Below are 23,181 nucleotides of genomic sequence, written 5' to 3' on the forward strand. Positions count from 1 at the left end.
AACACCGCAAATCCTGTGGGAGCGGGCTTGGTCCGGGCGGCGATCCGACGAAGGCGTCTGTTCAGTCGATGAATATATTGACTCTGCTGGCCTCTTCGCGGGCAAGCCCGCTCCCACAGGAATTTATGTTTGGTTTAGGTGTGCAGGGGTAACTTCAGCTCCGCACACAACCCGCCACCTTCGCGATTGCTCAGCGTCAGCGAACCACCCAGCGCCATCGCCAGTTGCTGGGCAATCGCCAGCCCCAGCCCGGTGCCGCCGGTGCTGCGGTTGCGCGAGTTTTCCACGCGGTAGAACGGTTCCATCACCTGGGCCAGTTCTTCTTCGGCGATGCCCGGGCCGCGATCCATGACCTTGATCGACAGGCCGATCCTGTCGCGTTGAATCAGCAACTCGGCTGCGCCGGCGAACTTCAGCGCGTTGTCGGTCAGGTTGACCAACACCCGGCGCAACGCGTGGGGGCGGGTGTCGATGACCGCCTCACTCTTGCCGCTCAACTGCACTTCCTTGCCCATGTCCTGATAGTCGAACACCAGGCTGTCGAGGAACGAATCCAGGTTGGTGCGCCGGCTTTCTTCGGTCGAGCCGTGGATGCTGCGGGCGTAGGCCACGCCTTCGCGCACCAGATGTTCCATCTCGCCGAGGTCGTTCCACAGTTTGTCTTTCTCGACCGAATCGTCCATGAACTCCGCCCGAAGCTTCATACGGGTGATCGGAGTTTGCAGATCGTGGGAGATCGCCGCCAGCAATTGCATGCGCTCTTTCAGGTACGCGGCGATGCGCGCCTGCATCGAGTTGAAGGCGCGGGCGGCGTAAGCCACCTCGTTCGGGCCTTTTTCGTCGAGGTTGATCGGGTGGGCGTTGGGGTCGAGGGTTTCCACCGCGTTGGCGAGGCGGGTGAGGGGGCGGATGGCGATGCGCACCGCCAGCCAGGTGCAGGCGAGCATCAGCGCCAGTTGCCCGAGCAACACCACCGGCAGCCATGGCGACAGCGGCACCATCGACGGACGCACATCGATGGTCACCGGGCTGCCGTCGCTCAGGCGCAGGTGGCCCTGAAAGTGTTTTTTCGGGCCGGGAATGTCGGTGAAGGTCAGCGGGTACGCTTCGCCGATCGCATCGGTGATCGAGGTCACCGCAATCGGCACTTCACCCGGACCGATCGGCGTACCCGGTTCGCCTTCGCTCAGCAGGTAACCGTAGTTGTTGCGCGCCAGGCGCTTGAGCCACATCGGGCGCTCTTCGGCGGGCAGGCGGTCGAGGATGGCAATCGAGGTCGAGACGTCGGTTTCGAGGTTGCCGAGCATGGTGTTTTTCGCGCTTTCGTAGCGCTCGTAATATTGCGCGCCGAACGACAGCGCCTGAGCGAGGATCAGGCCGATCAGGAAAATCAGCGACAACCGGGAGGCGAGGGTGCGCGGCCAGCGCAGGGCGAGATTCATGCGGGGGCTCCGAGGACTTCGACCGGCAACGAGAACACATAACCTTCGCTGCGCACGGTCTTGATATAGGCCGGTTCGCGGGCGTCATCCAGCAGGCGCTGGCGCAGGCGGCTGACCAGCAGATCGATGGAACGGTCGAACAGATCGGCATCGCGGCCTTGGGTCAGGTTGAGCAATTGATCGCGGCTCAGCACCCGTTGCGGATGGTCGAGGAACACCCGCAGCAAACGGTATTCCGCGCCACTCAGGGCGACCATGGTGCCGTCGGTGTCCAGCAGATGCCGGGCTGATGTGTCGAGCTGCCAGCGACCGAACGCCAGCAGCCGGCCGCTTTCGGTCACCACCAGATTCGGCGGCAGCATTCGTGTGCGCCGCAGCACGGCATTGATCCGCGCCAGCAGTTCGCGGGCGGCGAACGGTTTGGTCAGGTAATCGTCGGCGCCCATTTCCAGACCGAGGATGCGGTCGGTTTCATCATTGCGCGCGGTGAGCATCAGGATCGGCGTGGCCTTGTGTTTGCCCGCGCGCAATTCGCGGCACAGCAGCAGGCCATCGTCGCCGGGCATCATGATGTCGAGCACGATCAGGTCGACGGTGTTGGCTTCCAGAAAACTGCGCATCTGCCGGCCATCGGCAACCACCGTGGTGCGCAGGCCGTTCTTCTTCAGGTAATTGCCGACCAGTTCGCGAATCTCGCGGTCGTCGTCGACGATCAGGATGTGATCGACATGTTCCATGTGGCCAAACCTCAATAAAAGGGGATTGCCGGGCAGTCTATCGAGCCTGCGCGAGGCCGCCTGCCTGCCTTTGTATTGCAGTGTATCCAGCGCTGTGACGGATACACGCCGACGCAAAAAGCGGATTTTTACAGGGTTTTGTATCGCTGTGTATCCCGGGCGCGCGCGGATACGTAGCGATTTATACACGGCATTTGCCGACACATGCGCGATACCTCGCGAGCTTTAAATGAGCTCCATCGAGGCACACACAGAACGCCTCGGCCCACTCAACGATTCAACCATTGAAGCCCCGAGGAAAACGCCATGAACACCAAGACCAAATCGATCGCCGCCGCTTGCCTGTTTGCCGCTTTGAACATCTGCACCCTGTCGGCCCGCGCCGAAGCCGATGTCACCCCGCAAACCTACTCCTACGGCAGCCACCTGGACATCCAGAAAGTCGTGTCGCTGAAACAGGACAACTCGATGACCTGCGGCATTGTCGACGCCCGCCTGACCTACCTCGACTCGGCCGGCAAGACCCAGGTGCTCGACTACCGCAAATTCGCCGACGGCTGCAACGAAGACAACTGATTACCCACCTCTATAAAAGGAACATGGCCATGAACAACGTATCGCGCTATCTGACCGCTGTTGCCTTCTCCCTCGCCGGCGTTGCGGCCCACGCCAACGCTGCCGTCGAACAGAACAGCTGTGGCAGCAGCACCTGCTTCCAACTGGCCCCGGTGGCCAAGCAGGGTAGCGAAGGCCTGATCGCCGCCGACGGCGCCAGCCGCACACCGCAGGGGCAAATGGTCGCCGCCGACGGTTCCAGCCATACGCCGCAAGGCCAGATGGTGGCTGAAAACGGTGCCAGCCGTACGCCGCAAAGCCAATGGCTGGACAGCCAGACGGCTTGAGGATTGAAGGGGGCTGCCCGTAACGCGCCGCCCCCGATCCAGGCGACAGACCACCCCTCATTCAAAAGGTGAATCTCATGTTTCTCATCGCTTTCCTGGGCGGTCTGTTGACTGTCCTCAGTCCCTGCATTTTGCCGGTGGTGCCGTTTCTGTTCGCCAGTGCCGACCGCACCCGTTCTTCGATCCTGCTGACCCTCGGCGGCATGGCCCTGACCTTTGCCCTGATCTCCAGTCTGGCGGTGGTCAGCAGCGAGTGGGTAATTGAAGCCAGCAACACCGGTCGCCACATTGCGCTGGCGGTGATGGTGCTGTTTGCGCTGTCGCTGATTTCCGCGCGCATCGGTGACTGGCTGTCCCGGCCCTTCGTGCTGCTGGGCAATCGCCTCGACCCGGACAGCCGGAAAAAAGCCGGCCCGATGGCGTCGATCATGATCGGTGTCGCCACCGGTCTGTTGTGGGCGCCGTGCGCCGGTCCGATCCTCGGCGTGATCCTCACCGGTGCCATGCTGCAAGGCGCCAACGCCCAGACCAGCCTGTTGCTGCTGGCCTACGGTGCAGGCAGTGCGCTGTCGCTGGGGACGTTGATCTTCGCCGGTCGCGGGCTGGTCAACCGGCTGAAACCGTCGATTCCGTTCACCGGCTGGTTCCGTCGCGGTGCGGGTGTCGCGGTGCTGGCGACGGCGGCGGTGATCGCCACCGGTGCCGACAACCTGCTGCTGGCCAACACCTCGTCCCAAGGCGTGGCGACGGTCGAGAAAAGCGTGCTGGAAAACGTGCCGAAGGTGGTGGACTACTTCGTCAGCAAAGTCCGTGCAGACTCGACCGAAGACGAGGCCGGCAAAGGCGTGATGCCGTCGCTGTCCGGTGCGGTGCAGTGGCTGAACTCGCCGGAACTGAGCGCTGAATCCCTGCGCGGCAAAGTGGTGCTGGTGGACTTCTGGACCTACGACTGCATCAACTGCCAGCACACCCTGCCGTACGTGAAGGAGTGGGAGAAGAAGTACGGCAAGGACGGCCTGGTGGTGATCGGCGTCCACACCCCGGAATACGGCTACGAGCGGATCATCGACAACGTCAAGGATCAGGTGAAGAAGCTCGGCATCACTTACCCGGTGGCTATCGACAACAACTACGCGATCTGGCGCAACTTCGATAACCAGTACTGGCCGGCGCATTACCTGGTCGACGCCAAAGGGCAGGTGCGTTACACCCACTTTGGCGAAGGCAGCTACCAGGCGCAGGAGCAGATGATTCAGCAACTGCTCAAGGAGGCCAAGGCGCCTGCAGCGTAAACCGCAAAACTCAATGGCTCACAGGTCGCGCACCATGAGCCATTGTTCGTTGCCCCAGGCGTGAAAACGCTCCAGCACCGTCCAGCCGCGTTTGGCGTAATAGTCCTGCTTGCTCTGGGTGTGCAGGTAGAAACGCGGCAGGCCCCGGTGTTTCGCTTCTTCAGCAATCCCCTCGATCAGCCTTTCTGCCAGACCCTGCCCACGTGATTCTGGGCTGACCAGCACACAGGCCAGCCACGGCCCCAGATCCGGTCGAAGGGCAAGGTCCGCCCGTGCCAGTGCGGCACCGCCCAGCAGTCGATCCCCGTCCAGCGCAATCAGGCAACGCCAGTCACCATTGCTTTGTCCCTCGGCAAACTCGCGCTGCCATTCGGCCAGGGGCTGCTCGGCATATTCGTAGTGAAACTGGCGGTGGATCCATGCCGCGTAAGTGTCGCTGTGCTGCATGTGATCGGCGAGCCATTCGAAGCGCAAGGACATGATCGAATTCCGTTCCGGGGGAGGGCCTGCATGAGAGCCGATCAGCCGGCGCGTTGGCAACCCCCCGACAGTGTTTCGGGGCCTTTACAAAATCCCGCCACTCATCGGCCAACGCCGGTTTTACGGGCTCTCCGGACGATTGGCAGGGACGCCGCACAGCGCCCGCGCGATAGTGGGCGAGCAGGGCCGCCAACGGCTCTGACATCCATAAAAAGAAAGCGAGGTTGCCATGCCGAAATTCGTGATTGAACGCGAGATTCCAGGAGCCGGAAAGCTATCGGAGCAAGAACTCAAGGCCGTATCGCAAACGTCCTGCAACGTACTGCGTGAACTCGGGCCGCAGGTGCAGTGGCTGCAGAGTTATGTGACGGCCGACAAGATCTATTGCGTGTACATCGCACCCAACGAAGAGCTGGTGCGCGAACACGCCAAGCGTGGGGGATTTCCGGCCAACAGCGTGTCCCGGGTGACGAGCATCATCGACCCGACGACCGCCGATTGACCCCCTGCCGTGGAGCACCCATTCATGAGTACCCCCATTGATCTCACTGCCCTGAAGGAACGCCAGAAAGTCGCCTGGGCCAGTGGCGACTACGCCGTGATCGGCACCACCTTGCAGATCGTCGGCGAAACCCTCGCCGAAGCCTGCGACCTGCGCTGCGATGAAGAAGTGCTGGACGTCGCCGCCGGCAACGGCAATGCCACTTTGGCGGCGGCGCGCCGTGGTTGTCTGGTGACGTCCACCGACTATGTCGCGGCGCTGCTGGAACGCGGTCAGGACCGGGCGCGCGCCGAGCATCTGGACGTGACCTTTCAGGTCGCCGATGCCGAAGCGCTGCCGTTTGCCGATTCCAGTTTCGACGCAGTGCTGTCGACCTTCGGCGTGATGTTCGCCCCGGATCAGGCCAAGGCAGCCAAGGAGCTGGCGCGGGTCTGTCGTCGTGGCGGGCGGATCGGCCTGGCCAACTGGACGCCGGAAGGTTTCGTCGGCCAGATGTTCAAGACCCTTGGCCGCCACCTGCCACCGCCACCCGGTGCGCAACCGCCCTCGAACTGGGGCGCGGAAGCCTGGCTGCATTCGCAATTCGATGATCGCCAGTTTCAGGTGCAGGTGACTCGCCGCCACTTCAACTTCCGCTATCGCTCGGCGGCGCATTTCATTGATGTGTTTCGCCACTGGTACGGCCCGGTGCACAAGGCGTTCGCGGCGTTGCCGCCGGAGAGCGGGCAGGCGCTGGAGGGAGATTTGACGCAACTGATCGACGGGCTGAATCGGGCGGGGGCGGAGTCGATGGTGCTGCCGAGTGAGTATCTGGAGGTGGTGATTACCAAACGCTGAAGCCATTGTGGGAGCGAGCGGGCTCGCTCCCACTGGTTTTTCTATTTCAGATGCGCACTGTCGAACCACTCCAGCGCGGTGCGCCAGATGCAGATACCCAGAAAGTACGCCGACGCCAGCAGCCACAGCCCCATCACCAGCGGGTTGATCACCGGGTGGTTCAGCACCAGCGACAGACTGCACAGCAGCCAGATCGCCGTCACCGCAATGTTGATCGGCATGAACCGGCGTACCCGGAACGGGTGCAGGAATTTCATCCGGGTCACGGTCAGCAGCGCCAGGCCAATCACCGTCAGGAAGGTGATCCACGGTCCCGGATCAATGATGTACAGACACAAGGCAACCACGTTCCATGCGGCGGGGAAACCGACGAAGTAGTTGTCCTTGCTCTTCATGTTGACGTTGCAGAAGCAGAACAGCGACGACACCAGAATCAGCGACACCGTCAGCAGCAAGGTGTAGTCGGGCAAGGGAATGTAGCGATAGATGAACAGCGCCGGGATGAACACGTAGGTCAGGTAATCGATCACCAGATCGAGGATCGATCCGTCGAAACTCGGCAGCACCGACTGCACGTTGACCTTGCGCGCCAGCGCCCCGTCGAGGCCATCGACGATCAGCGCCACGCCCAGCCACATCAGGCAATGGGTCGGCTGGTTTTCCAGCAGGGCAAGGGTGGCCAGAAAGGCGGTGACCACGCCGGTCGCGGTGAAACCATGGGCGCCCCAGGCCTTGAGCCTGGCGATGTGGACGGTCGATATCACGAAGGCGTTCTCCAGAAAGTGCAGCAAGCCGCGTAGACCCTTGGGCAGCAAGGGTGGCGACTAACCGGGTCGGGGTTGCAGCTATCGACCGGTCGGGCCGGGTCAAGGTTCACCCATTCATGAAGATTAGCTGGCCGCGAAAAAATTTCTCTGGAGAATCGCTCGCCCATGACCACGTCAGCCCAACGGTGCTGGCACATCGCATCAAGAGGACTATCGTTGCCTGACGCAGTCATACCCCTTTGCCTGAGGACGACGTCATGAACACCAGTGATCTGCTTGAACAACTGCTGCGAGGCCAGGCCTCGGCGGGACAACAAGGTGGCGCGTCGGCCGGCGGGGGACTGGGCGGGCTGGGCGGATTGCTCGGCGGTCTGCTGGGTGGCGGCAACAGCGGCGGCGGTTCTCCTGCCGGAGGGCTCGGTGGTCTGGGCGGGCTGCTCGGTGGACTGCTCGGCGGTGGCGGTGGCGGGGCGCTCGGCGGCGGGACGCAGAGTCGTTCCGGCGGCACCAATTACGCAGCATTGGCCTCGCTGGGCATGATGGCCTTCCAGGCGTATCAGGCCTGGCAACGCAGTCAGGCTTCTGCTGCGCCGCAGCAAACCCCGCAAACCCCGCAAACCGCAGATCTGCTGTCCGGCCCGCAGGTCGAAGAACACAGCCACGCCGTCCTGCGTGCGTTGATCGCGGCGGCCAAGGCTGACGGGCGGATCGACGAGTCGGAAAAACACCTCATCAGCAGCGAAATCGGCAAGCACACCAATGACCCGAACCTGCAGCAATGGCTCGACGACGAGGTCGCCAAACCGCTGGATCCCACCGAAGTCGCCCAAGCGGCACAGAACGATCCGGCCATGGCCGCCGAAATGTACCTGGCCAGCGTGATGTTGGTGGACGATCAGCAGGACGCCGAGCGCAATTATCTGGATGAACTGGCGGCGGCGTTGCAGATCGACCCCGAGTTGCAGGTTCACCTCGAGCAGCAGGCCAAGGGCACGGCTTGAAATAAAAGGCGTGAAAAAGCCCCGGACGGGATCCTTCCGTCCGGGGCTTTTTAATGCCGATTGAATTTTTCTCCGGGGGCGTGGCTCTTCTGCATGACAGGACCCGTCTGCACCCGGAGCCGCCATGAACAGGAATCTCGACGACTACAACCGAATGCGCAACTTCTCCGCGACCTCGGAACCGGCGGCGAGCAAACGTCGGGGCAAGAAAATCGCCGGCGACCACGCCCTGCAATTCTGTATTCAAAAACACGACGCCTCGCACCTGCATTACGACTTTCGCCTGGAGTTGGACGGCGCGCTCAAGAGCTGGGCGGTGCCCAAGGGCCCGTCGCTGGATCCCAAGGTCAAGCGGCTGGCGGTGCACGTCGAGGATCATCCGCTGGACTATGCGACGTTCGAGGGCAGCATTCCGGAAGGGCATTACGGCGCCGGCGATGTGATCGTCTGGGATCGCGGCGTGTGGATTCCGCTGGAAGACCCGGAGAAGGCTTTCGCCAAGGGCAAGCTCAAATTCGAACTGCAAGGCGAGAAGCTCGCCGGGGTGTGGAACCTGGTGCGCACCCACATGCCGGGCAAGAAAGAGCAGTGGTTTCTGATCAAGCATCAGGACAGCGCCGCGCGCCCGCAAAGCGATTACGACGTGCTGGTCGCCGAGCCCGACAGCGTGCTCAGTGAACGCACGATCGTCGATAAACCGAGCCTCAGTGCGAAGCAGGTCAAGCCCTTGAAGGCTTCGTCCAAAGCACCGCGCAAGCCGGCCTCGGGCAAACTCGCCGGGGCGCACAAGGCCAGGATTCCCGCGCAACTCAAACCGCAACTGGCCACCCTGGTGGAGAGTGCGCCGGAAGGGGATTGGCAGTACGAAATCAAGTTCGACGGTTATCGGATCATGGCGCGCATCGATCACGACGAGGTGCAGTTGTTCACCCGCAATGGCCATGACTGGACGCACAAGTTGCCCAAGCAAGCGCAAGCGCTTGCGGCGCTGGGCCTGGAGTCGGCGTGGCTCGATGGTGAGATGGTCGTCGCCGACGAGGAAGGCGTGCCGGATTTTCAGGCCCTGCAAAACGCGTTCGATGCGGGGCGCAGCGAAAACATCCTCTATTATCTGTTCGATCTGCCGTATCTCAACGGTGTCGATCTGCGTGAAGTGCCGGTGCAGGAACGGCGCGCGGCGCTGGCCACGGTGCTGAAAGCCCATGAAGATCCGCTGCTGCGCTTTTCCGAAGCGTTCGACGAAACCCCGCAGGCGTTGCTCAACAGCGCCTGCCAGATGCGCATGGAAGGCCTGATCGGTAAACGTCTCGGCTCGCCTTATGTGTCACGCCGCAGCAGTGACTGGATCAAGCTCAAGTGCAAACATCGCCAGGAATTCGTGATCGTCGGCTACACCGATCCGAAAGGCGCGCGCAGTTCGTTCGGCGCGTTGCTGCTGGGTCTGCATGATCGTGACAGCGGCGAGTTGCGGTACGCCGGCAAGGTCGGCACCGGGTTCAACGAAACCACCCTCAAGCGCATCCTCGCGCAGCTCAAACCGTTGCGGATGAAGAAGGCGGCGGTGGTCAATCCGCCCACGGGCTTCGAGGCCAAGGGGGTGCACTGGCTCAAGCCGAATCTATTGGCGGAAGTGGCGTTTGCTGAAATGACCCAGGACGGATCGGTGCGCCACGCCGTGTTCCATGGCCTGCGCGAGGACAAACCGGCCACGGACATCACCGAGGAGCGAGCCAAACCCATGAAGACTTCAAAGGCTCAAACTACCGCGCCGTCCCAATCCGATCTGGCCGACGGCAAGGTGCGGATCACTCACCCTGACCGGGTGATCGACGCCAGCAGTGGCACCACCAAAATGCAATTGGCCGAGTATTACGCCAGTGTCGCCGAATGGATTTTGCCGCAACTCAAGGATCGCCCGGTGGCGCTGGTGCGTGCGCCGGACGGTATCGCCGGTGATCTGTTCTTCCAGAAGAACGCCGAGAACCTGGCGATCCCCGGCATCCGCACGCTCGACAAGGAGCTGATCGGCCAGCCGGTGATGCTGATCAACAACGCCGAAGCCTTGATCGGCGCGGTGCAGATGAGCACGGTCGAACTTCACACCTGGAACGCCACCACGACGGATCTGGACAAGCCCGACCGCTTTGTCCTCGACCTCGACCCGGATCCGGCGCTGCCGTGGAAAAGCATGGTCGAAGCCACGGCGCTGACCCTCACCGTGCTCGATGAGCTGGGCCTCAAGGCGTTTCTCAAGACCAGCGGCGGCAAGGGCATTCATCTGGTGGTGCCGCTGACCCGCAAGCATGGCTGGGACGAGGTCAAGGATTTCAGCCACGCCATCGTCACACATATGGCGAAGTTGTTGCCGGAGCGTTTTTCTGCGGTGTCCGGGCCGAAAAATCGGGTGGGGCGGATCTTCATCGATTACCTGCGCAACGGTCTGGGTGCCACCACTATCTGCGCCTACGCGGCGCGCACCCGAGAGGGGCTGCCGGTGTCGGTGCCGCTGTTTCGAGAAGAGGTCGGGGAGATCAAGGGCGCCGATCAATGGAACGTGCGCAACGTTCACGAACGGCTGGCGGAAGTGGGCGATGAACCTTGGGCGGACATGAAGAAAACCCGGCAAAGCATCACGGCCGAGATGCGCAAGCGAGTCGGCATGAAGAAATGATCAGGTGCCGCGCAGCAAGTCGTGGGCGTTGAGCAGGTCAAAGGCGACTTGCGGGTTGTTTTCCAGGCCACGGCGGATGGCGGCGGGGATTGTTTTGCGGGTTTTGCGGCAGAGTCCCGGCAGGTCCTGGACCTCGATCTCGATGCCGCCGCGCACGGTTCGTACCTCACCGAACTTCGGTGCGATGAGCACGCGAATGCCTAGTTGATCGAACATTTTTCCTTGCAGGCGCTCGAGGTCGGCGAGGTCTTTCAGGTTTTCCAGACGCTCAAGCAGACGCTTTTCCTCCTCGCGGGTCAGCAGCAGGATGCGCACATCCGCGCCGGGCGTATCCAGCAGCGGATCACGCCCGCAGATGCAAAGACCCGGCGGGCAAGGGGAGCGAAGCGAGGCAGAAATCGTCATGGCCTCCATCATAGAGGCCGTTCGACGGTTTTGCCCATGGTCGTTCGCCAGCCGTCCATCGGCAGGGCACAACGGTGGCGAGTCCGTCAGCCACCATCATCGAGCGTGCCGTGGTTACTGCGACAGACCTTCGTAGTGAACCAGGATGGCATTGGCCAGCTCTTCATCGCTGGCGTTCAGACCGGGATTGTCCTGACGCACCTGTTGCAACACCGATTCCAGGTACACGCCACGGATCGTTCCGCCGCTGGCGACGAATGCGGAAAGGTCGTCACGGGCCGGAATCACCATTTTGTGATCCTTGAAGGTCGAGTACAGCGAGGCGGAAACCCCCGCCGAAGTGGCGACATCCCCTGCGTCCACGCGGGCAAGGGCCGAGCCGAACGGCAGGCACAGCATGAGAGACGAAACGAGTAATAAACGGCGCATGACGGTGTTCCTCCAGCAGCGTAAAGCGAAAAGGAAGTACCACATAATGTGAGAGGTGCCAGATGGCGCGGGAGTTCCGTGCACCGGGCCGGGCGGTCGTGCGCGCAGAACGAGAACCGTCGCACAGTCCTCATTTTTACCGGATGTAACGACACACCCTGCGACGCTCTAAAGCGGCGGATTCACGCAAATAGGCTTAACTGAAGCGTTGAAAGGCGCCGTGTGGCGCGACCAGGGAGGAAATCACGGTGTCGATCAAACTGCGTTTGGTGTTGCTGATTGCGACCAGCCTGCTGACGGCGTTGATCGTGAGCCTGGTCAGTTATGTCGGCAATCAGCGGATGGCTTCGGCGGTCGGTGACAGCGCGGTTAGCATGAGCGCGCTGCGCAACCACATGGAGGCCGACATGATGCACGACGCCCTGCGTGCCGATGTGTATTCGGCAATGCTGGTGGGGCTGGGCAAAAGCACGAGCTCGGCGGACGAGGTGCGCAATTCGGTTGAAGAGCATGCGGCGCATTTTCGCGAGGTGCTGGGTGAAAACCTCAAGCTGCCGGTGAACCCGACGATCAGGTCCGCGCTGGAGCAGGTCAAGCCAAGCCTCGACACCTACATCAGCGCCGGCGAGCAGATCGTCGGTCTTGCACTGGAAAACCCCGACAGCGCCCAGCAGCATCTCGGGACGTTCAGTACCGCGTTCAGCCAGCTCGAAGAGCAGATGGCCGCCCTCAGCGAGCTGATCGAAACCAATGCCCGGCAGACCAGTGAAGGCACCGAAGCGGCGATTCACAATGCCAACGTCGCACTCGGCATCGTCCTGATCGCCAGTCTGTTGCTGCTGTTGGCCCAGGGTCGCTGGGTGATCCTGAGCATCATGGGGCCGCTGAAATCCGCCAGCCGCATCGCCGAAAGTATCGCCCACGGCAACCTCAGCGAACCGATCGCCGAACCGTCCGGCAAGGACGAAGCCAGTGCGCTGATCCGCACGCTGGCGACAATGCAGCGCGACCTGCGGGACATGATCGACGTGGTACGACGCAACGCCCACGGCGTCAGCGGCATGAGCGAACAACTGAGCCAGGGCTGTCATCAGGTGGCCGACAGCAGTCAGCAGCAAAGCACCGCCGCCGGGACCATGGCCGCCGCCGCGAGCCAGATGACCGCCAGCATCGAGGAGATCACCCGTCACGCCGAGCGTGCGCTGAACATGGCCAGTCAGGCCGAGTCACTGGCGAAAAACGGCGGGCAGGTGATCCATCAGGTGGTCAGCGACATGGACGACATCGCCCGTTCCGCCCAGCAGTCGGCGCAGGTGATCCGCACCCTGGATCAGGAATCCGAAGGTATCTTCAACATTATCCAGGTGATCAAGAGCATCGCCGACCAGACCAACCTGCTGGCGCTCAATGCGGCCATCGAAGCGGCACGGGCGGGCGAGCAAGGCAGGGGATTTGCGGTGGTGGCCGATGAGGTGCGCAGTCTGGCTGCGCGCACCAGCGCCTCGACCCAGGAAATCGCCGCGATGGTCGCGCGCATCCAGAACAGCACCCGGGAGGCCGTCAGCAGCATGGAGGCCGGTGTCGCCCAGGTCGACAAGGGCATGGCGGTCACCGCCGACGTCGAACGCGCCATCCGCGAAATCCTCGACGCCACCCTGAGCACCACACAACTGGTCAACGACATCACCCGTACCATCGGCGAACAGAGCCAGGCGAGCAACGAAATTGCCCATCAGGTGGAGATGATCGCGGGCATGTCGGAGGGCAACAGCAAGGTGATCGGTCAGACGGCCAATACCACGGATGAGTTGTCGAGCCTGGCGGGGAGGTTGGCGCAGTCGGTGGATCGGTTTCGGTTGTGAGGGGAATGTAGATATCTGCTCAAGGTGGGATGAGCCAGCGGATCACTGATCCGCTTTTCGCCGTACATTGATGGTTGCCTCAACCTTCAATCTGAAGTTGTACTTCTTGAAGCGGTTCTTCGCATTGAGTTCTGGTTTAACGAAGGGTGACTTTTTGTTGCAGACGTAGGCGATTTTGGGGTGGTAGTTAGCCAGGAATTGCTCGCCGTGTGCATCAATCAAAAATTGAATTGTCGACTCCAATTGTTTGATCCCTTGTCCTTGCCAGCCCCCTCCATCGCGGTCTTTCAACTCAACAAGGTACAGCGCGTCATCAGTCCTCAGCATGCAGTCACATCGATCCCGACCTTTTTCCTCACCGTCTTTGATCACGCATTTGTCAATTGCGGTAAAGACAATCGGTTTTTGGAGCGGGTTCGATACCGAGGCTATCCATTCTTTCCGGTTTCCTGTGTCGACATAAGCCACTGGAAACTCTTGATCGTCACGCAGCCCGAATTCGGCGTCAGTAAACGGACCTGTCTGGCAGCGGATATCAAGAAAATTCACCCTTTCAGCTCCTCCTCGATATCGAGGAGTGCATCAAATAGATCATTGCCTTCTTGCAAGGATCTGTTCAGAAAATTGTCATCGGAAGGAATGCCATCAACCATTGGCAGTTTCGTGATCGATCCAGTTCTTTCATCGGCTTGGTATATCGCCAACTCTTCGGCTTCTAGCAAGGCATGCAAGGGAATAACGGCGGCGAGTTTAGGGAGTAATTCCTTGTCGCGCTTTTTCTGGATAATGCTGTCTTGCAGGTGCTTGCCCTGTACCGAGATGGTCAGGTAATTCACTACGTATGGGCTGTGAGTTGTCAGCACCAGACGGTTGCCCTGACCTTGATTATTGAACTGCAGCAGACTCTGCAAAACGCTCCATTGTGACTGGGGATAAAGATTCTGCTCAGGCTCTTCGACGATATTGATAAACGCTGATTTGTTAAATCTGGAGGACAGCGTGGAGAGAGCAATGCGCCTTTGCTCTTCTGTCAGCGAATCAATGGAAAAGATCTCTTTAACCTCTTTTCTGAAGCGATCCAGCTCATCGGCGCTCATTGTCTCTTGCCGCTCTTCGCTGCGCTCTTGAACCGCCTTGGACAGGTAGTGGCTCACCAGATGCAATGGAACGGCAGACTGAAAGCCACTGGAGGCGTCTGCCAGTCTGAGTTTGTAGTCGGACTCGCGAATATTGAGGATATCGTTGAGCTTGTCATATTCGAGTTCGGCCTGATTGATAGGCAACAGCAAAGTGCCTTTCATATTGGCTTTGGCTGCATCGAATTCGGTCAGGAATTCCTTGAGAGAATCCGAGGACAGTTTCAGCTCGCGAGGGTGTCTGACATAGGAGATGAAGTTTCGCTCAGCAGGCACGTACATGATCTGAGGCAGATGGTAGCTACTACCTTTTGATTCAGTGATATGCAGCTGTCCCCGCATGAAAGAAATCGAGTAGGCCTCGCCCTCGTATTCGATCTCTGTTGCATCGGAGATGTAGTGCTCCAGTCTGTGATAGGTCAGGTACGGTTTGATGAATTTGTTCTTCCTTTCAAACCATTTCTTATCGTAATCACCCCGCACCAACGCCTTCTCTATCCAGGAGAATGTCGAGTAAAGCTTGGCCAGCGTGCTCTTCCCGGAGCCCTGATTCCCCACGAAAACCGTCACGCGTTTGAACTCTATCCAGCCATTGTTCTTCACACCATCGCGGATAGGGCCGAAATGCTTGACGCGTAGTCGGGTCATTGATCACTCCATAGGACGAGCTTGTACGGTTTAGCGATGCAGCATATCAGGGCAGGGGACAAACGGGAGGAGCATATTGGAGCGAAATGGACAGGTAGGTAAAGTGCTTACCAAGGGAGAGAGCTCTGACGAGGTACTCGCCAGAGCCTTCTATTTTAATCAGAACTTGTACGCCTGACGCCCCACCAGCAACCACTTCCCATCCTGCCTCTGCCAGATCTGGAAGTTCTCGATTTCAGTCGGTACGACTTCGGTGCCCTTCAGTGCCTGCGCCGAAAAGTGATGGCGTACCAGCGCGGTGTCACCGGACAGGGTGATGGTCTGGTTTTGCATCTCCAGAGTCTTGAACGCGCTCCTGCCGGTTTCGATATCGGCAATGAAGGCTTTCTTGTCCTGGATCTTGCCGCTGGAGTGGCCGTAGGTGAGGTTGTCGGCGGTCAGTGCGTTCAGTTCGGCAACGTCCTTGTGCAACATCGCGTGGGTCAGGTGATCGACGGCCTGGGCGACGTCCTGTTCCGCCGGGGCGGCGGCAACGTAGCCACTGAAGAGGCAGGCGAGACCGAGCAGCAGTCTGGATTTGTTCATGGGTATTCCTTGTTGTTGTAGGTAATGAAGACGACTGGGTTATTTGTCAGTCGTCGTACAACTTAGCAGGAATGGGACGGCGTTAGAAAGCGCTTGAGGAACCTATTGAAAACTATCCGGTCGCGAACAGACGCGCGGGTTTGCCATGACGTGATATTCTTCGCGCCACTTGGTTTGACCTAATTCAGTCTGGCGCGCTTTTCGGCGGGCCAGGCAGAACCCCTGTCGCTCAAGTAGCTGAAGCCAATAATGATAAGAAGTCAGTTCAGAAGGGACATATAACTGAGGTCGACGCAGCCTGTCGGCCTTGTGTGCCCACCCGTCAAAATTGAAGTGTGCCGGAACCCGCGACGCTGGCCTGAGTGTCGCGCAAAAGGGGACCTCATACGTACAACAGCGGCGGGCGGAAGGCGTTTTATCATAGGTGCAACAGATGTTTAAAAAAGTGAACACAGCCTTGCTGGGGCTGGCTTTGGCGATGGGGATGTCTTCCGCCAATGCCGAAGAAGCAAAGAAAGTCGACGTCCTGCTGATCGGCGGCGGCATCATGAGCACCACCCTGGGTGTGTGGATCAATGAGCTGGAACCGACCTGGTCGATGGAAATGGTCGAGCGCCTCGATGGCGTCGCCCTGGAAAGCTCCAACGGCTGGAACAACGCCGGTACTGGTCACTCCGCACTTGCCGAGCTGAACTACACCCCGGAAGACGACAAGGGCAATGTCACCATCCCGAAAGCCGTCGAGATCAACGAAGCGTTCCAGGTCTCCCGTCAGTTCTGGGCCTGGCAGGTTCAGCAAGGTGTTCTGAAGAACCCTCGTTCGTTCATCAACACCACTCCGCACATGAGCTTCGTGTGGGGCGATGACAACATCAAGTTCCTGAAAAAGCGCTACGAAGCCCTGCAGGCGAGCCCGCTGTTCGCCGGCATGCAGTACTCCGAAGACCCGGCTGTGATCAAGAAGTGGGTCCCGCTGATGATGGAAGGGCGTGACCCGAACCAGAAAATCGCGGCCACCTGGAGCCCTCTGGGTACCGACATGAACTTTGGCGAAATCACCCGCCAGTTCGCCGCTCACCTGCAGACCAAGTCCAACTTCAACTTGAAGCTGTCGAGCGAAGTCCAGGACATCACCAAGAATGCAGATGGCACCTGGCGCGTCAGCTACAAAAACCTGAAAGACGGCACCAAGACTGAAACCGACGCCAAGTTCGTATTCATCGGCGCCGGCGGCGGTGCACTGCACCTGCTGCAGAAGTCCGGTATCGAAGAAGCCAAGGAATACGCTGGCTTCCCGGTAGGCGGCTCGTTCCTGGTGACCGATAACCCGGCCATCGCCGAGCAGCACCTGGCCAAGGCCTACGGTAAAGCTTCGGTTGGCGCGCCTCCGATGTCCGTTCCGCACCTGGACACCCGTGTCCTGGACGGCAAGCGCGTCATCCTGTTTGGCCCGTTCGCGACTTTCAGCACCAAGTTCCTGAAAGAAGGTTCGTACCTGGACCTGCTGACCAGCACCACCACCCACAACATCTGGCCTATGACCAAGGTCGGCATCAAGGAATACCCGCTGGTCGAGTACCTGGCCGGTCAATTGATGCTGTCGGATGAAGATCGTCTGAACGCGCTGAAGGAATACTTCCCGAACGCCAAGGCCGAAGACTGGCGCCTGTGGCAAGCCGGCCAGCGCGTGCAAATCATCAAGCGTGATGAAGCCGCTGGCGGCGTGCTGAAACTGGGCACCGAAATCGTTGCTTCCAAAGACGGCTCCATCGCCGGTCTGTTGGGCGCATCCCCAGGCGCATCGACCGCTGCACCGATCATGCTGAGCGTGCTGCAGAAAGTCTTCAAAGACAAAGTCGCCAGCCCTGAGTGGCAAGCCAAGCTGCACCAGATCGTTCCAAGCTACGGTACCCAGCTGAACAACGATCCAGCCAAAGTGGCTGAAGAGTGGGCTTACACCGCCAAGATCCTGCAACTGCCAACCCCTCCGGTGATTGGCCAGGCTGCAGCCCCAGCGGCGGACGCCTCGGCTGAGAAAGCCCCGGCTCCAAAAGAAAGCGCTGCACGTGACATGGCTCTGTAACTAGACGCCTGACACACGAAGCCCACTGAACCGGTGACGGTCAGTGGGCTTTTTTGTGTCCGGATTTCAGGCCTTGGCGGCAGCCAGATAAGCTCCCAGGCGCCGTCCCATCTCTTCCCCCAGCGCCTGCAACCCGCTCAACGGCCGCACCATCACCTCGAACTCGACGATCTTGCCCTGTTCATCGAAACGAATCATGTCGATGCCTTTGAGCTCTTTCGCCCCCACTTTGGCGCTGAACTCCAGCACCACATTCAGGCCATCGGCCGTCGCCAGTTCACGGTGGTATTTGAAGTCTTCAAACACATTGAACACCGTGTTGAGGATCATCGAGACCACCGCCGCGCCGGGGTAGGGCGTGTGGGCCATGGGCGAGCGGAACACGGCTTTGGGATCGAGCAGCTCAGGCAGGGCCTTGAGGTTGCCGGTGCGGATCATCTCGTGCCAGCGGTTCAGGGATTCGGCGGCGTTGGGGTGCAGCTTCAGGTCGGACATGGTTTCACTCCTGTATTTTTGTTGTTCTTTGTGCGGCGCCCATGACTCTAGATCAAAGCTGTGTAATGGAAACCCTCTGTACCGACCTGAATGTCGATACATGCACTGGCCAAATCCATCTGATCCGCTTTTTCCTGTCGGATCTGCATCTGTAACCATCTCAGCCACGGGCCCAGAATAGCCCTGCCGTTCGGCCATACGCGACGCGCTTCATTCCGAAGCGCCCGGTGCGCCGGACATTCAGTATTCAGGAGGCCTTCATGGCTAAGATGGCGATTTTCCTCGGCGGCTTTCTTGTGTTGACCATCATGATTGGCGTCCTTGCCACGATTTCTCCGGTCTGAGATCAGCAGTTGAGCAGCGGCATGTGGCGCTCTTCACGGACTTTGAAATGGATCGGCGCGGTCGGGATTTTTTCTCCATTCAGGAAGAGATCCGGTAGCGTCAGGATGAAATCGTCCATTTCACCGTCCCCCAGGGGCGTTCCCGGGGAATAAATATCCAGATTCGTTTCACGCGGGTCGAAACCGGTTTTCAGGTGTTCGATCGTGACCGTATAGGACTTGCCGTTGGCCAGCTGCACGGTGGCCTCAGGTGACGCCGCGCTGATCCAGAGTGCCGGAGGAGGGGTTTCTTCGGCGATCTTGCGTTGTTCCGGTGTTTGCAGGTTCCGCATGTACGGGGGCGTGTAGAGGTAAACGTACATCCGCAACTCGGTGTCCGTGGAGAGGTGGGAGTCGGGTTTGGTTGGCATGCCCGGCAACGGCGCATAGACCAGAAGATGAACCCAGTCGAGCGCCTTGGATGCGGTCTTGTACCTCATGGACGGCTTCGCTCCGGGACACGTCCTGACCAGCAGCGCGTGCTCGCCCACGGTCGATTCCGGATATAGAAAGGGCCCCGTGCTGCAAGCCGCGAACAAGGGGAGCAACAGGTACAAGGCAAGACGTTTCAAATGATCGACTCCATGATGGACTGTTTTCCTTTCCCAGCCGACGCAGATTACCTGAAGTGCCATGGATGTGGTGTGTGCTCTGATCCTGACCCTTTTATTCAGCAATCGGATTTCCCGCTGTAACGCGACCACACAGACGAAACCGCATTCGGTATTAGACTCCACCCACGATCTGATACCGGAAACCTGCCATGTCGGACGCTCCATGGACTCGCTGATCAACGCCGCCGGCCACGCGCTGGCAGCGGGTGATCCGTTGGCGGCGCTGAATTTCGTGGCTCTGCGCGAAGACCCTCCAGCGCTGGCCCTGCGCGGGATCGCCATGGCGCAGCTCGGCGACATGACGCGGGCCAGGACGTTGTTGCAACGGGCAGTGAAGGCATTCGGCGCCAATGAGCCGCTGTCCCGGGCGCGCTGCGTGGTTGCCGAAGCCGAAGTGGCGCTGGCGGCACGGGATCTGGGTTGGCCGGTCGAGGCACTGGAGGCGGCGCGACAAGTCTTGCAGGATCATGGCGACGGCGTGAATGCCGCGCACGTGTGTTGTTTGCAGATTCGTCGGTTGCTGCTGATCGGCCAGCTTGATGCGGCTGAAAAGCTGCTCGATGAACTCGATCCTGCACCGCTACCCCCGGCTCTGCGCACTGTTCATGAATTGATGACAGCCGGGATCGCTTTGCGTCGGGTCCAGGCGCACAAGGCGCAAACAACGTTGGAACGCGCGCAACGTGCAGCGTATCAGGCGGCGATTCCGGCGCTGTTGGCAGAGGTCGCTCACGCCCTGCAGTTACTTGAGGCTCCGGCAGCCCGATTGATCGTTGCAGGTCAGGAGAAAGCGGTCACGCTCGCGCAGGTGGAAGTGTTGTTCACCTCGCCGACGCTGGTGGTCGATGCCTGTCGCTACAGCGTGCGCGGTGCCGGAATGACCGTGGCGCTGGCCACGCGACCGGTGTTGTTCAACCTCGTTCGGCTACTTGCCGAAGCCTGGCCGGCAGAGGTGTCCAGAGAGGCGTTGATCGCCAAAGCCTTCCGATTGAAACTCGATGATGAATCCCACCGCGTCCGATTGCGGGTCGAAATTGGCCGGTTGCGTGCGGCGTTGCGTCCGCTGGCCGGAATCATCGCAACCCCTCGCGGCTATGCGCTGGTTGCACACGATGTAGCGCTGCTCACGTTGCCGCTCGAAGACAGACACGCCGGGCTGCTGGCCCTGCTTGCCGATGGCGAAGCGTGGTCGAGTTCGGCACTTGCGCTCGCGTCGGGCAACAGCCAGCGGCAAGTGCAGCGGGCACTTGAAACGTTGGCGGCACAAGACAAGGTGCAGGCGTTCGGCGTTGGCCGTGCACGTCGCTGGCTGACGCCGCCGTTGCCGGGTTTCGCGACGATCTTGTTACTCCCGGTGTCGCTGGGCAATGGCTAGGCTGGACTCACCCACTCAACGAGGAAACCAGCATGAAACAGGCAAACGCAGAAATCCTTCGGGAATACGGCCCGTTCGAAGGCATCGACGGTGTGCATGGCGTGACCTTCGATGGCCGGCAAGTCTGGTTCGCCAGCGATGGTCAACTCAACGCACTCGACCCGGCCAGCGGCGAAACTGTGCGCACGATCAAGGTCGGCGCCGATGGCGGGACCGCGTTCGACGGCAAGCACCTGTACCAGATCGCCGACCGCCGAATTCACAAGATCGATCCCGCCACCGGGCGCGTACTCCATACCATTCCGGCTCCGGGCGACGGCGGCGACTCGGGCATGGCCTGGGCCGAGGGTTCGTTGTGGGTCGGGCAATACCGCGACCGCAAGATCCACCAGATCGACCCGGCCACCGGGAAAATCCTCCGCACCCTCGAATCCAATCGTTTTGTCACCGGCGTCACCTGGGTTGACGGCGCGCTGTGGCATGGCACCTGGGAAGGCGATGAAAGCGAGATCCGGCGAGTCGACCCGAGCAACGGCGAGGTGCTGGAAAGCCTGACGTTACCCAGCGGAATCGGCGTCTCCGGACTGGAGGCCGATGGCGCTGAGCGTTTCTATTGTGGCGGCGGAAACAGCGGCAGGGTGCGGGCGGTGCGCCGGCCGAAGTGACGGCTCATTGCGCCCCGAACAGCATCGTCCAGTAAACCCCTTCATCACTGCGCGCCTCACTGGCAAACCCGGCGCCGACCTGGGTGAACATCGGGTTCATCAGGTTGGCGCAGTGTCCGGGGCTGGCCAGCCAACCGGCCATGGCCTTGCCCGGTGAGCTTTGTCCGGCAGCGATGTTTTCGCCGATCTGCCGGCCACGGAAGCCGGCTGCACGGGCGCGATCTGCCGGGCCGTCACCGTCCGGGTCGCGGTGGGCGAAATAATTGCCGTAGGCCATGGCCTTGCTGTGCCCTTGGGCGGCGGCGCCGAGCGCCGGGTTCCAGCTCAAGGGCCGGGCGGCGGCGAAGCGCTGGTGACCGCACATGCGCGGTCGGGCGCGGGCGGCGTTGACCTCGGCGAGCAAGGCCTTGCCGACGCTGCGGTTGTCGCCGACGCGACTGTCGAGCACTGGCCGGGCCAGCACCACTTGCCATTCGCTGCTGGCGCGGCTGATGCCGATGTCGGCGTATTGGCCGTCGAGCAGCGCGCCGCAGTAATCGCTTTGCAGCAGATCGAACGCCTCTTCGGCGTCCTGCGCACCGACGATCCGGATGCTGCGCACCGCCACGGCCGCGTAGCCGGAATCTTTCAATCGTTCGCGCAATCCACCGCCGTAGCCATAACCGACCGGCAATGCCAGGTTCGACTTCAGCGTCAGCGGCGCCAGCCGTTGGGCGGGGCGTCGGTCACAACGTTGCGGATGGGCGCGGTAGTCGTTGATGGCGGCCACCAGCTGCCGCTCGGCGCCGGCGTGGGCAGAGGGAGAAAGCAGGGGGGAAAGGATCAACAGGCACAGCGAAACGAAGCGAGACGAACGAACGGCGTGGCGCATGGGACGCAAAGCTCTGAACAAGGACAACGCTGAAGGGGAGTGAACCGCAGAACGCGGCGCGGGTAGGACTGGCCTTTTTGCACTTGGTTCACGAAGCAGCGCCGAGTTTTAACAGCTGCCGACGAAGGGCTCAGCGATTCAACGCATCCTCTATCCATTGCAGATATTGCGGCCGTTCGGAAATCGAATTGTGTGCCGAATCCGCCACCACTTTGAGCGTGGCCACACCGTCGGGAAAATTGTGCAGCAAGCGCTCGGTGCTGGCCCGAGGAATCACTTCGTCATCACTCGCCGCCAGCAGCAGCGTCGGCACGCGAATGTGCGCCGCGTACTGACCGGACTGGAAACGATCCTTGAGCAACCACTGCACCGGCACCCACGGGTACTGGCGGGCGGCGATTTCTTCGAGGCTGTTGTAGGGCGTGACCAGAATCAGCCGCTCCACCGGCCGCTGGCTGGCCAGTCGCACCGCGACCCCGGAACCGAGACTTCGCCCGAGCAACGCGACCTGCGGATGACTGGCATACACCTGATCGAACAGCGCCAGCGCATCCTCGGCGATCGCGTCTTCGGAGGGCGAGCCGCCGCTGCCGCCAAATCCCCGGTAATGCAGCAGATACAACGAATAGTCGGGAAACGCCTCGGAAAACTCGGGCAGATTGCGCGAAACGTCCTCGGCATTGCCGCCGAAGTAGATCAGCGCTCTGCGCCCGGCGCGCTCGCGCACCGTCACTTGGATCTCGGCGTCGGGCATGGCCAGCGTCAACCGAGACTCCGGTAAATCGAGGCTGGCGGGCTGCGGAAAATAGATCAGCGCCCGCTGAAAAACGAACAGCGCCGCGCACAGGATCAGGTACACGGCGAAGATCAATGCGACGAGTGACAACAGGGTTCTGGACATTCGACTAACTTTAACCGGGCGCGCAGGTTGGCTGTCGCAGTGTAGTCCAACGGTTTTGCGGGCTGCGTCAAAACACAAGGTGCAACAGATCCACAGGG

At 60.7% G+C, this 23,181-nt stretch carries 24 protein-coding genes and 1 pseudogene; 12 read left to right on the forward strand and 13 right to left on the reverse strand.

All coding sequences use genetic code 11. The annotated features are described in order from the left end of the window. Positions 1 to 134: 134 nt before the first annotated feature. Positions 135 to 1,442, reverse strand: coding sequence for an ATP-binding protein (locus tag IHQ43_RS10850; protein WP_192564328.1), 1,308 nt, complete (start codon positions 1,440 to 1,442; stop codon positions 135 to 137). Beyond that, entirely contained in the window at positions 1,439 to 2,179 is a 741-nt protein-coding gene (locus IHQ43_RS10855) for a response regulator (RefSeq protein ID WP_192564329.1), read from the reverse strand. The genes IHQ43_RS10850 and IHQ43_RS10855 overlap by 4 nt, the downstream gene beginning before the upstream one ends. Before the next feature lie 306 nt (positions 2,180 to 2,485). Between IHQ43_RS10855 and IHQ43_RS10860 the strand changes: the two genes are divergently transcribed. The 3 genes from IHQ43_RS10860 (at position 2,486) to IHQ43_RS10870 (ending at position 4,373) form a co-directional block, all read left to right on the forward strand. Beyond that, positions 2,486 to 2,755 (forward strand): DUF2790 domain-containing protein, encoded by a 270-nt coding sequence (locus IHQ43_RS10860; protein ID WP_007956290.1) that lies wholly within the window; start codon positions 2,486 to 2,488, stop codon positions 2,753 to 2,755. Between the two features lie 29 nt (positions 2,756 to 2,784). Continuing rightward, positions 2,785 to 3,081 carry a hypothetical protein gene (locus IHQ43_RS10865; RefSeq protein WP_192564330.1) on the forward strand — a complete coding sequence of 99 codons (297 nt, stop codon included), beginning with the start codon at positions 2,785 to 2,787 and terminating at the stop codon, positions 3,079 to 3,081. 77 nt (positions 3,082 to 3,158) lie between these two features. After that, positions 3,159 to 4,373 (forward strand): cytochrome c biogenesis protein DipZ, encoded by a 1,215-nt coding sequence (locus IHQ43_RS10870; protein ID WP_192564331.1) that lies wholly within the window; start codon positions 3,159 to 3,161, stop codon positions 4,371 to 4,373. Positions 4,374 to 4,391: 18 nt separating this feature from the next. Here the strand turns inward: IHQ43_RS10870 and IHQ43_RS10875 are convergent, their stop codons facing one another. Beyond that, complete coding sequence (locus tag IHQ43_RS10875) at positions 4,392 to 4,853, reverse strand: GNAT family N-acetyltransferase (RefSeq protein WP_192564332.1); 462 nt, start codon at positions 4,851 to 4,853, stop codon at positions 4,392 to 4,394. Positions 4,854 to 5,082: 229 nt separating this feature from the next. On the opposite strand from IHQ43_RS10875, the gene IHQ43_RS10880 reads away from it, so the two are divergent. Together IHQ43_RS10880 and IHQ43_RS10885 are read left to right on the forward strand one after the other, a co-directional pair. Then, positions 5,083 to 5,355, forward strand: coding sequence for a DUF4242 domain-containing protein (locus IHQ43_RS10880; protein WP_192564333.1), 273 nt, complete (start codon positions 5,083 to 5,085; stop codon positions 5,353 to 5,355). A gap of 24 nt (positions 5,356 to 5,379) precedes the next feature. Continuing rightward, positions 5,380 to 6,192, forward strand: coding sequence for a class I SAM-dependent methyltransferase (locus IHQ43_RS10885; protein WP_192564334.1), 813 nt, complete (start codon positions 5,380 to 5,382; stop codon positions 6,190 to 6,192). 41 nt (positions 6,193 to 6,233) lie between these two features. Here IHQ43_RS10885 and pcsA read toward each other — a convergent pair whose 3' ends face one another. Beyond that, positions 6,234 to 6,956, reverse strand: a complete 723-nt coding sequence (gene pcsA, locus IHQ43_RS10890; RefSeq protein WP_115079921.1) for a phosphatidylcholine synthase — start codon at positions 6,954 to 6,956, stop codon at positions 6,234 to 6,236. Between the two features lie 260 nt (positions 6,957 to 7,216). Between pcsA and IHQ43_RS10895 the strand changes: the two genes are divergently transcribed. Continuing rightward, a complete protein-coding gene (locus tag IHQ43_RS10895; RefSeq protein ID WP_192564335.1) occupies positions 7,217 to 7,960 on the forward strand; it encodes a tellurite resistance TerB family protein in 744 nt (247 codons plus the stop codon). Between the two features lie 124 nt (positions 7,961 to 8,084). Next, entirely contained in the window at positions 8,085 to 10,631 is a 2,547-nt protein-coding gene (gene ligD, locus IHQ43_RS10900; RefSeq protein ID WP_192564336.1) for a DNA ligase D, read from the forward strand. On the opposite strand, the gene IHQ43_RS10905 is transcribed toward ligD, so the two are convergent. Together IHQ43_RS10905 and IHQ43_RS10910 are read right to left on the reverse strand one after the other, a co-directional pair. Next, entirely contained in the window at positions 10,632 to 11,036 is a 405-nt protein-coding gene (locus tag IHQ43_RS10905; protein ID WP_170929433.1) for a hypothetical protein, read from the reverse strand. Positions 11,037 to 11,150: 114 nt separating this feature from the next. After that, positions 11,151 to 11,465 carry a DUF2388 domain-containing protein gene (locus tag IHQ43_RS10910; protein ID WP_085698689.1) on the reverse strand — a complete coding sequence of 105 codons (315 nt, stop codon included), beginning with the start codon at positions 11,463 to 11,465 and terminating at the stop codon, positions 11,151 to 11,153. A gap of 248 nt (positions 11,466 to 11,713) precedes the next feature. Between IHQ43_RS10910 and IHQ43_RS29785 the strand changes: the two are divergent. After that, positions 11,714 to 12,472: pseudogene (locus tag IHQ43_RS29785) on the forward strand (MCP four helix bundle domain-containing protein); the annotation flags it as partial. A 129-nt stretch (positions 12,473 to 12,601) separates the two neighbouring features. Then, entirely contained in the window at positions 12,602 to 13,327 is a 726-nt protein-coding gene (locus IHQ43_RS29790; RefSeq protein ID WP_371857362.1) for a methyl-accepting chemotaxis protein, read from the forward strand. 42 nt (positions 13,328 to 13,369) lie between these two features. On the opposite strand, the gene IHQ43_RS10920 is transcribed toward IHQ43_RS29790, so the two are convergent. The 3 genes from IHQ43_RS10920 to IHQ43_RS10930 form a co-directional block, all read right to left on the reverse strand. Then, on the reverse strand, positions 13,370 to 13,876 hold the full coding sequence (locus tag IHQ43_RS10920; protein ID WP_192564338.1) for a hypothetical protein: 507 nt from the start codon (positions 13,874 to 13,876) through the stop codon (positions 13,370 to 13,372). Further along, positions 13,873 to 15,111, reverse strand: a complete 1,239-nt coding sequence (locus IHQ43_RS10925; RefSeq protein WP_192564339.1) for an AAA family ATPase — start codon at positions 15,109 to 15,111, stop codon at positions 13,873 to 13,875. The genes IHQ43_RS10920 and IHQ43_RS10925 overlap by 4 nt, the downstream gene beginning before the upstream one ends. 159 nt (positions 15,112 to 15,270) lie before the next feature. After that, complete coding sequence (locus tag IHQ43_RS10930) at positions 15,271 to 15,696, reverse strand: nuclear transport factor 2 family protein (protein WP_192564340.1); 426 nt, start codon at positions 15,694 to 15,696, stop codon at positions 15,271 to 15,273. 433 nt (positions 15,697 to 16,129) lie between these two features. Here IHQ43_RS10930 and mqo point away from each other — a divergent pair, with 433 nt between their 5' ends. After that, entirely contained in the window at positions 16,130 to 17,779 is a 1,650-nt protein-coding gene (mqo, locus tag IHQ43_RS10935; RefSeq protein WP_192564341.1) for a malate dehydrogenase (quinone), read from the forward strand. A gap of 66 nt (positions 17,780 to 17,845) precedes the next feature. On the opposite strand, the gene IHQ43_RS10940 is transcribed toward mqo, so the two are convergent. Next, the gene (locus IHQ43_RS10940; protein WP_192564342.1) at positions 17,846 to 18,274 is read right to left on the reverse strand and encodes a nuclear transport factor 2 family protein; all 429 of its coding nucleotides are present in this window, start codon (positions 18,272 to 18,274) and stop codon (positions 17,846 to 17,848) included. A gap of 346 nt (positions 18,275 to 18,620) precedes the next feature. After that, positions 18,621 to 19,229 (reverse strand): hypothetical protein, encoded by a 609-nt coding sequence (locus tag IHQ43_RS10945; protein ID WP_192564343.1) that lies wholly within the window; start codon positions 19,227 to 19,229, stop codon positions 18,621 to 18,623. Positions 19,230 to 19,434: 205 nt separating this feature from the next. Here IHQ43_RS10945 and IHQ43_RS10950 point away from each other — a divergent pair, with 205 nt between their 5' ends. Continuing rightward, positions 19,435 to 20,646 carry a helix-turn-helix domain-containing protein gene (locus IHQ43_RS10950; RefSeq protein ID WP_192564344.1) on the forward strand — a complete coding sequence of 404 codons (1,212 nt, stop codon included), beginning with the start codon at positions 19,435 to 19,437 and terminating at the stop codon, positions 20,644 to 20,646. Between the two features lie 32 nt (positions 20,647 to 20,678). Next, positions 20,679 to 21,311 (forward strand): Vgb family protein, encoded by a 633-nt coding sequence (locus IHQ43_RS10955; protein ID WP_192564345.1) that lies wholly within the window; start codon positions 20,679 to 20,681, stop codon positions 21,309 to 21,311. A gap of 4 nt (positions 21,312 to 21,315) precedes the next feature. Here IHQ43_RS10955 and IHQ43_RS10960 read toward each other — a convergent pair whose 3' ends face one another. Both IHQ43_RS10960 and IHQ43_RS10965 read right to left on the reverse strand, forming a co-directional pair. Next, positions 21,316 to 22,182 (reverse strand): CAP domain-containing protein, encoded by an 867-nt coding sequence (locus IHQ43_RS10960; RefSeq protein ID WP_192564346.1) that lies wholly within the window; start codon positions 22,180 to 22,182, stop codon positions 21,316 to 21,318. 130 nt (positions 22,183 to 22,312) lie between these two features. Continuing rightward, positions 22,313 to 23,083 (reverse strand): alpha/beta hydrolase, encoded by a 771-nt coding sequence (locus tag IHQ43_RS10965; protein ID WP_192564347.1) that lies wholly within the window; start codon positions 23,081 to 23,083, stop codon positions 22,313 to 22,315. Positions 23,084 to 23,181: the final 98 nt, after the last annotated feature.

It is taken from the genome of Pseudomonas gozinkensis, from assembly GCF_014863585.1.
In the GTDB taxonomy this organism is placed as follows: Bacteria; Pseudomonadota; Gammaproteobacteria; order Pseudomonadales; family Pseudomonadaceae; genus Aquipseudomonas; species Aquipseudomonas gozinkensis.

Coding starts and splice junctions, on each gene's coding strand:
- IHQ43_RS10850 (WP_192564328.1), bottom strand. CDS start 1,442: ATGAATCTCGCCCTGCGCTGGCCGCGCACCCTCGCCTCCCGGTTGTCG.
- IHQ43_RS10855 (WP_192564329.1), bottom strand. CDS start 2,179: ATGGAACATGTCGATCACATCCTGATCGTCGACGACGACCGCGAGATT.
- IHQ43_RS10860 (WP_007956290.1), top strand. CDS start 2,486: ATGAACACCAAGACCAAATCGATCGCCGCCGCTTGCCTGTTTGCCGCT.
- IHQ43_RS10865 (WP_192564330.1), top strand. CDS start 2,785: ATGAACAACGTATCGCGCTATCTGACCGCTGTTGCCTTCTCCCTCGCC.
- IHQ43_RS10870 (WP_192564331.1), top strand. CDS start 3,159: ATGTTTCTCATCGCTTTCCTGGGCGGTCTGTTGACTGTCCTCAGTCCC.
- IHQ43_RS10875 (WP_192564332.1), bottom strand. CDS start 4,853: ATGTCCTTGCGCTTCGAATGGCTCGCCGATCACATGCAGCACAGCGAC.
- IHQ43_RS10880 (WP_192564333.1), top strand. CDS start 5,083: ATGCCGAAATTCGTGATTGAACGCGAGATTCCAGGAGCCGGAAAGCTA.
- IHQ43_RS10885 (WP_192564334.1), top strand. CDS start 5,380: ATGAGTACCCCCATTGATCTCACTGCCCTGAAGGAACGCCAGAAAGTC.
- IHQ43_RS10895 (WP_192564335.1), top strand. CDS start 7,217: ATGAACACCAGTGATCTGCTTGAACAACTGCTGCGAGGCCAGGCCTCG.
- ligD (WP_192564336.1), top strand. CDS start 8,085: ATGAACAGGAATCTCGACGACTACAACCGAATGCGCAACTTCTCCGCG.
- IHQ43_RS10905 (WP_170929433.1), bottom strand. CDS start 11,036: ATGACGATTTCTGCCTCGCTTCGCTCCCCTTGCCCGCCGGGTCTTTGC.
- IHQ43_RS10910 (WP_085698689.1), bottom strand. CDS start 11,465: ATGCGCCGTTTATTACTCGTTTCGTCTCTCATGCTGTGCCTGCCGTTC.
- IHQ43_RS29790 (WP_371857362.1), top strand. CDS start 12,602: ATGGCCGCCGCCGCGAGCCAGATGACCGCCAGCATCGAGGAGATCACC.
- IHQ43_RS10925 (WP_192564339.1), bottom strand. CDS start 15,111: ATGACCCGACTACGCGTCAAGCATTTCGGCCCTATCCGCGATGGTGTG.
- IHQ43_RS10930 (WP_192564340.1), bottom strand. CDS start 15,696: ATGAACAAATCCAGACTGCTGCTCGGTCTCGCCTGCCTCTTCAGTGGC.
- mqo (WP_192564341.1), top strand. CDS start 16,130: ATGTTTAAAAAAGTGAACACAGCCTTGCTGGGGCTGGCTTTGGCGATG.
- IHQ43_RS10940 (WP_192564342.1), bottom strand. CDS start 18,274: ATGTCCGACCTGAAGCTGCACCCCAACGCCGCCGAATCCCTGAACCGC.
- IHQ43_RS10950 (WP_192564344.1), top strand. CDS start 19,435: ATGGACTCGCTGATCAACGCCGCCGGCCACGCGCTGGCAGCGGGTGAT.
- IHQ43_RS10955 (WP_192564345.1), top strand. CDS start 20,679: ATGAAACAGGCAAACGCAGAAATCCTTCGGGAATACGGCCCGTTCGAA.
- IHQ43_RS10960 (WP_192564346.1), bottom strand. CDS start 22,182: ATGCGCCACGCCGTTCGTTCGTCTCGCTTCGTTTCGCTGTGCCTGTTG.
- IHQ43_RS10965 (WP_192564347.1), bottom strand. CDS start 23,083: ATGTCCAGAACCCTGTTGTCACTCGTCGCATTGATCTTCGCCGTGTAC.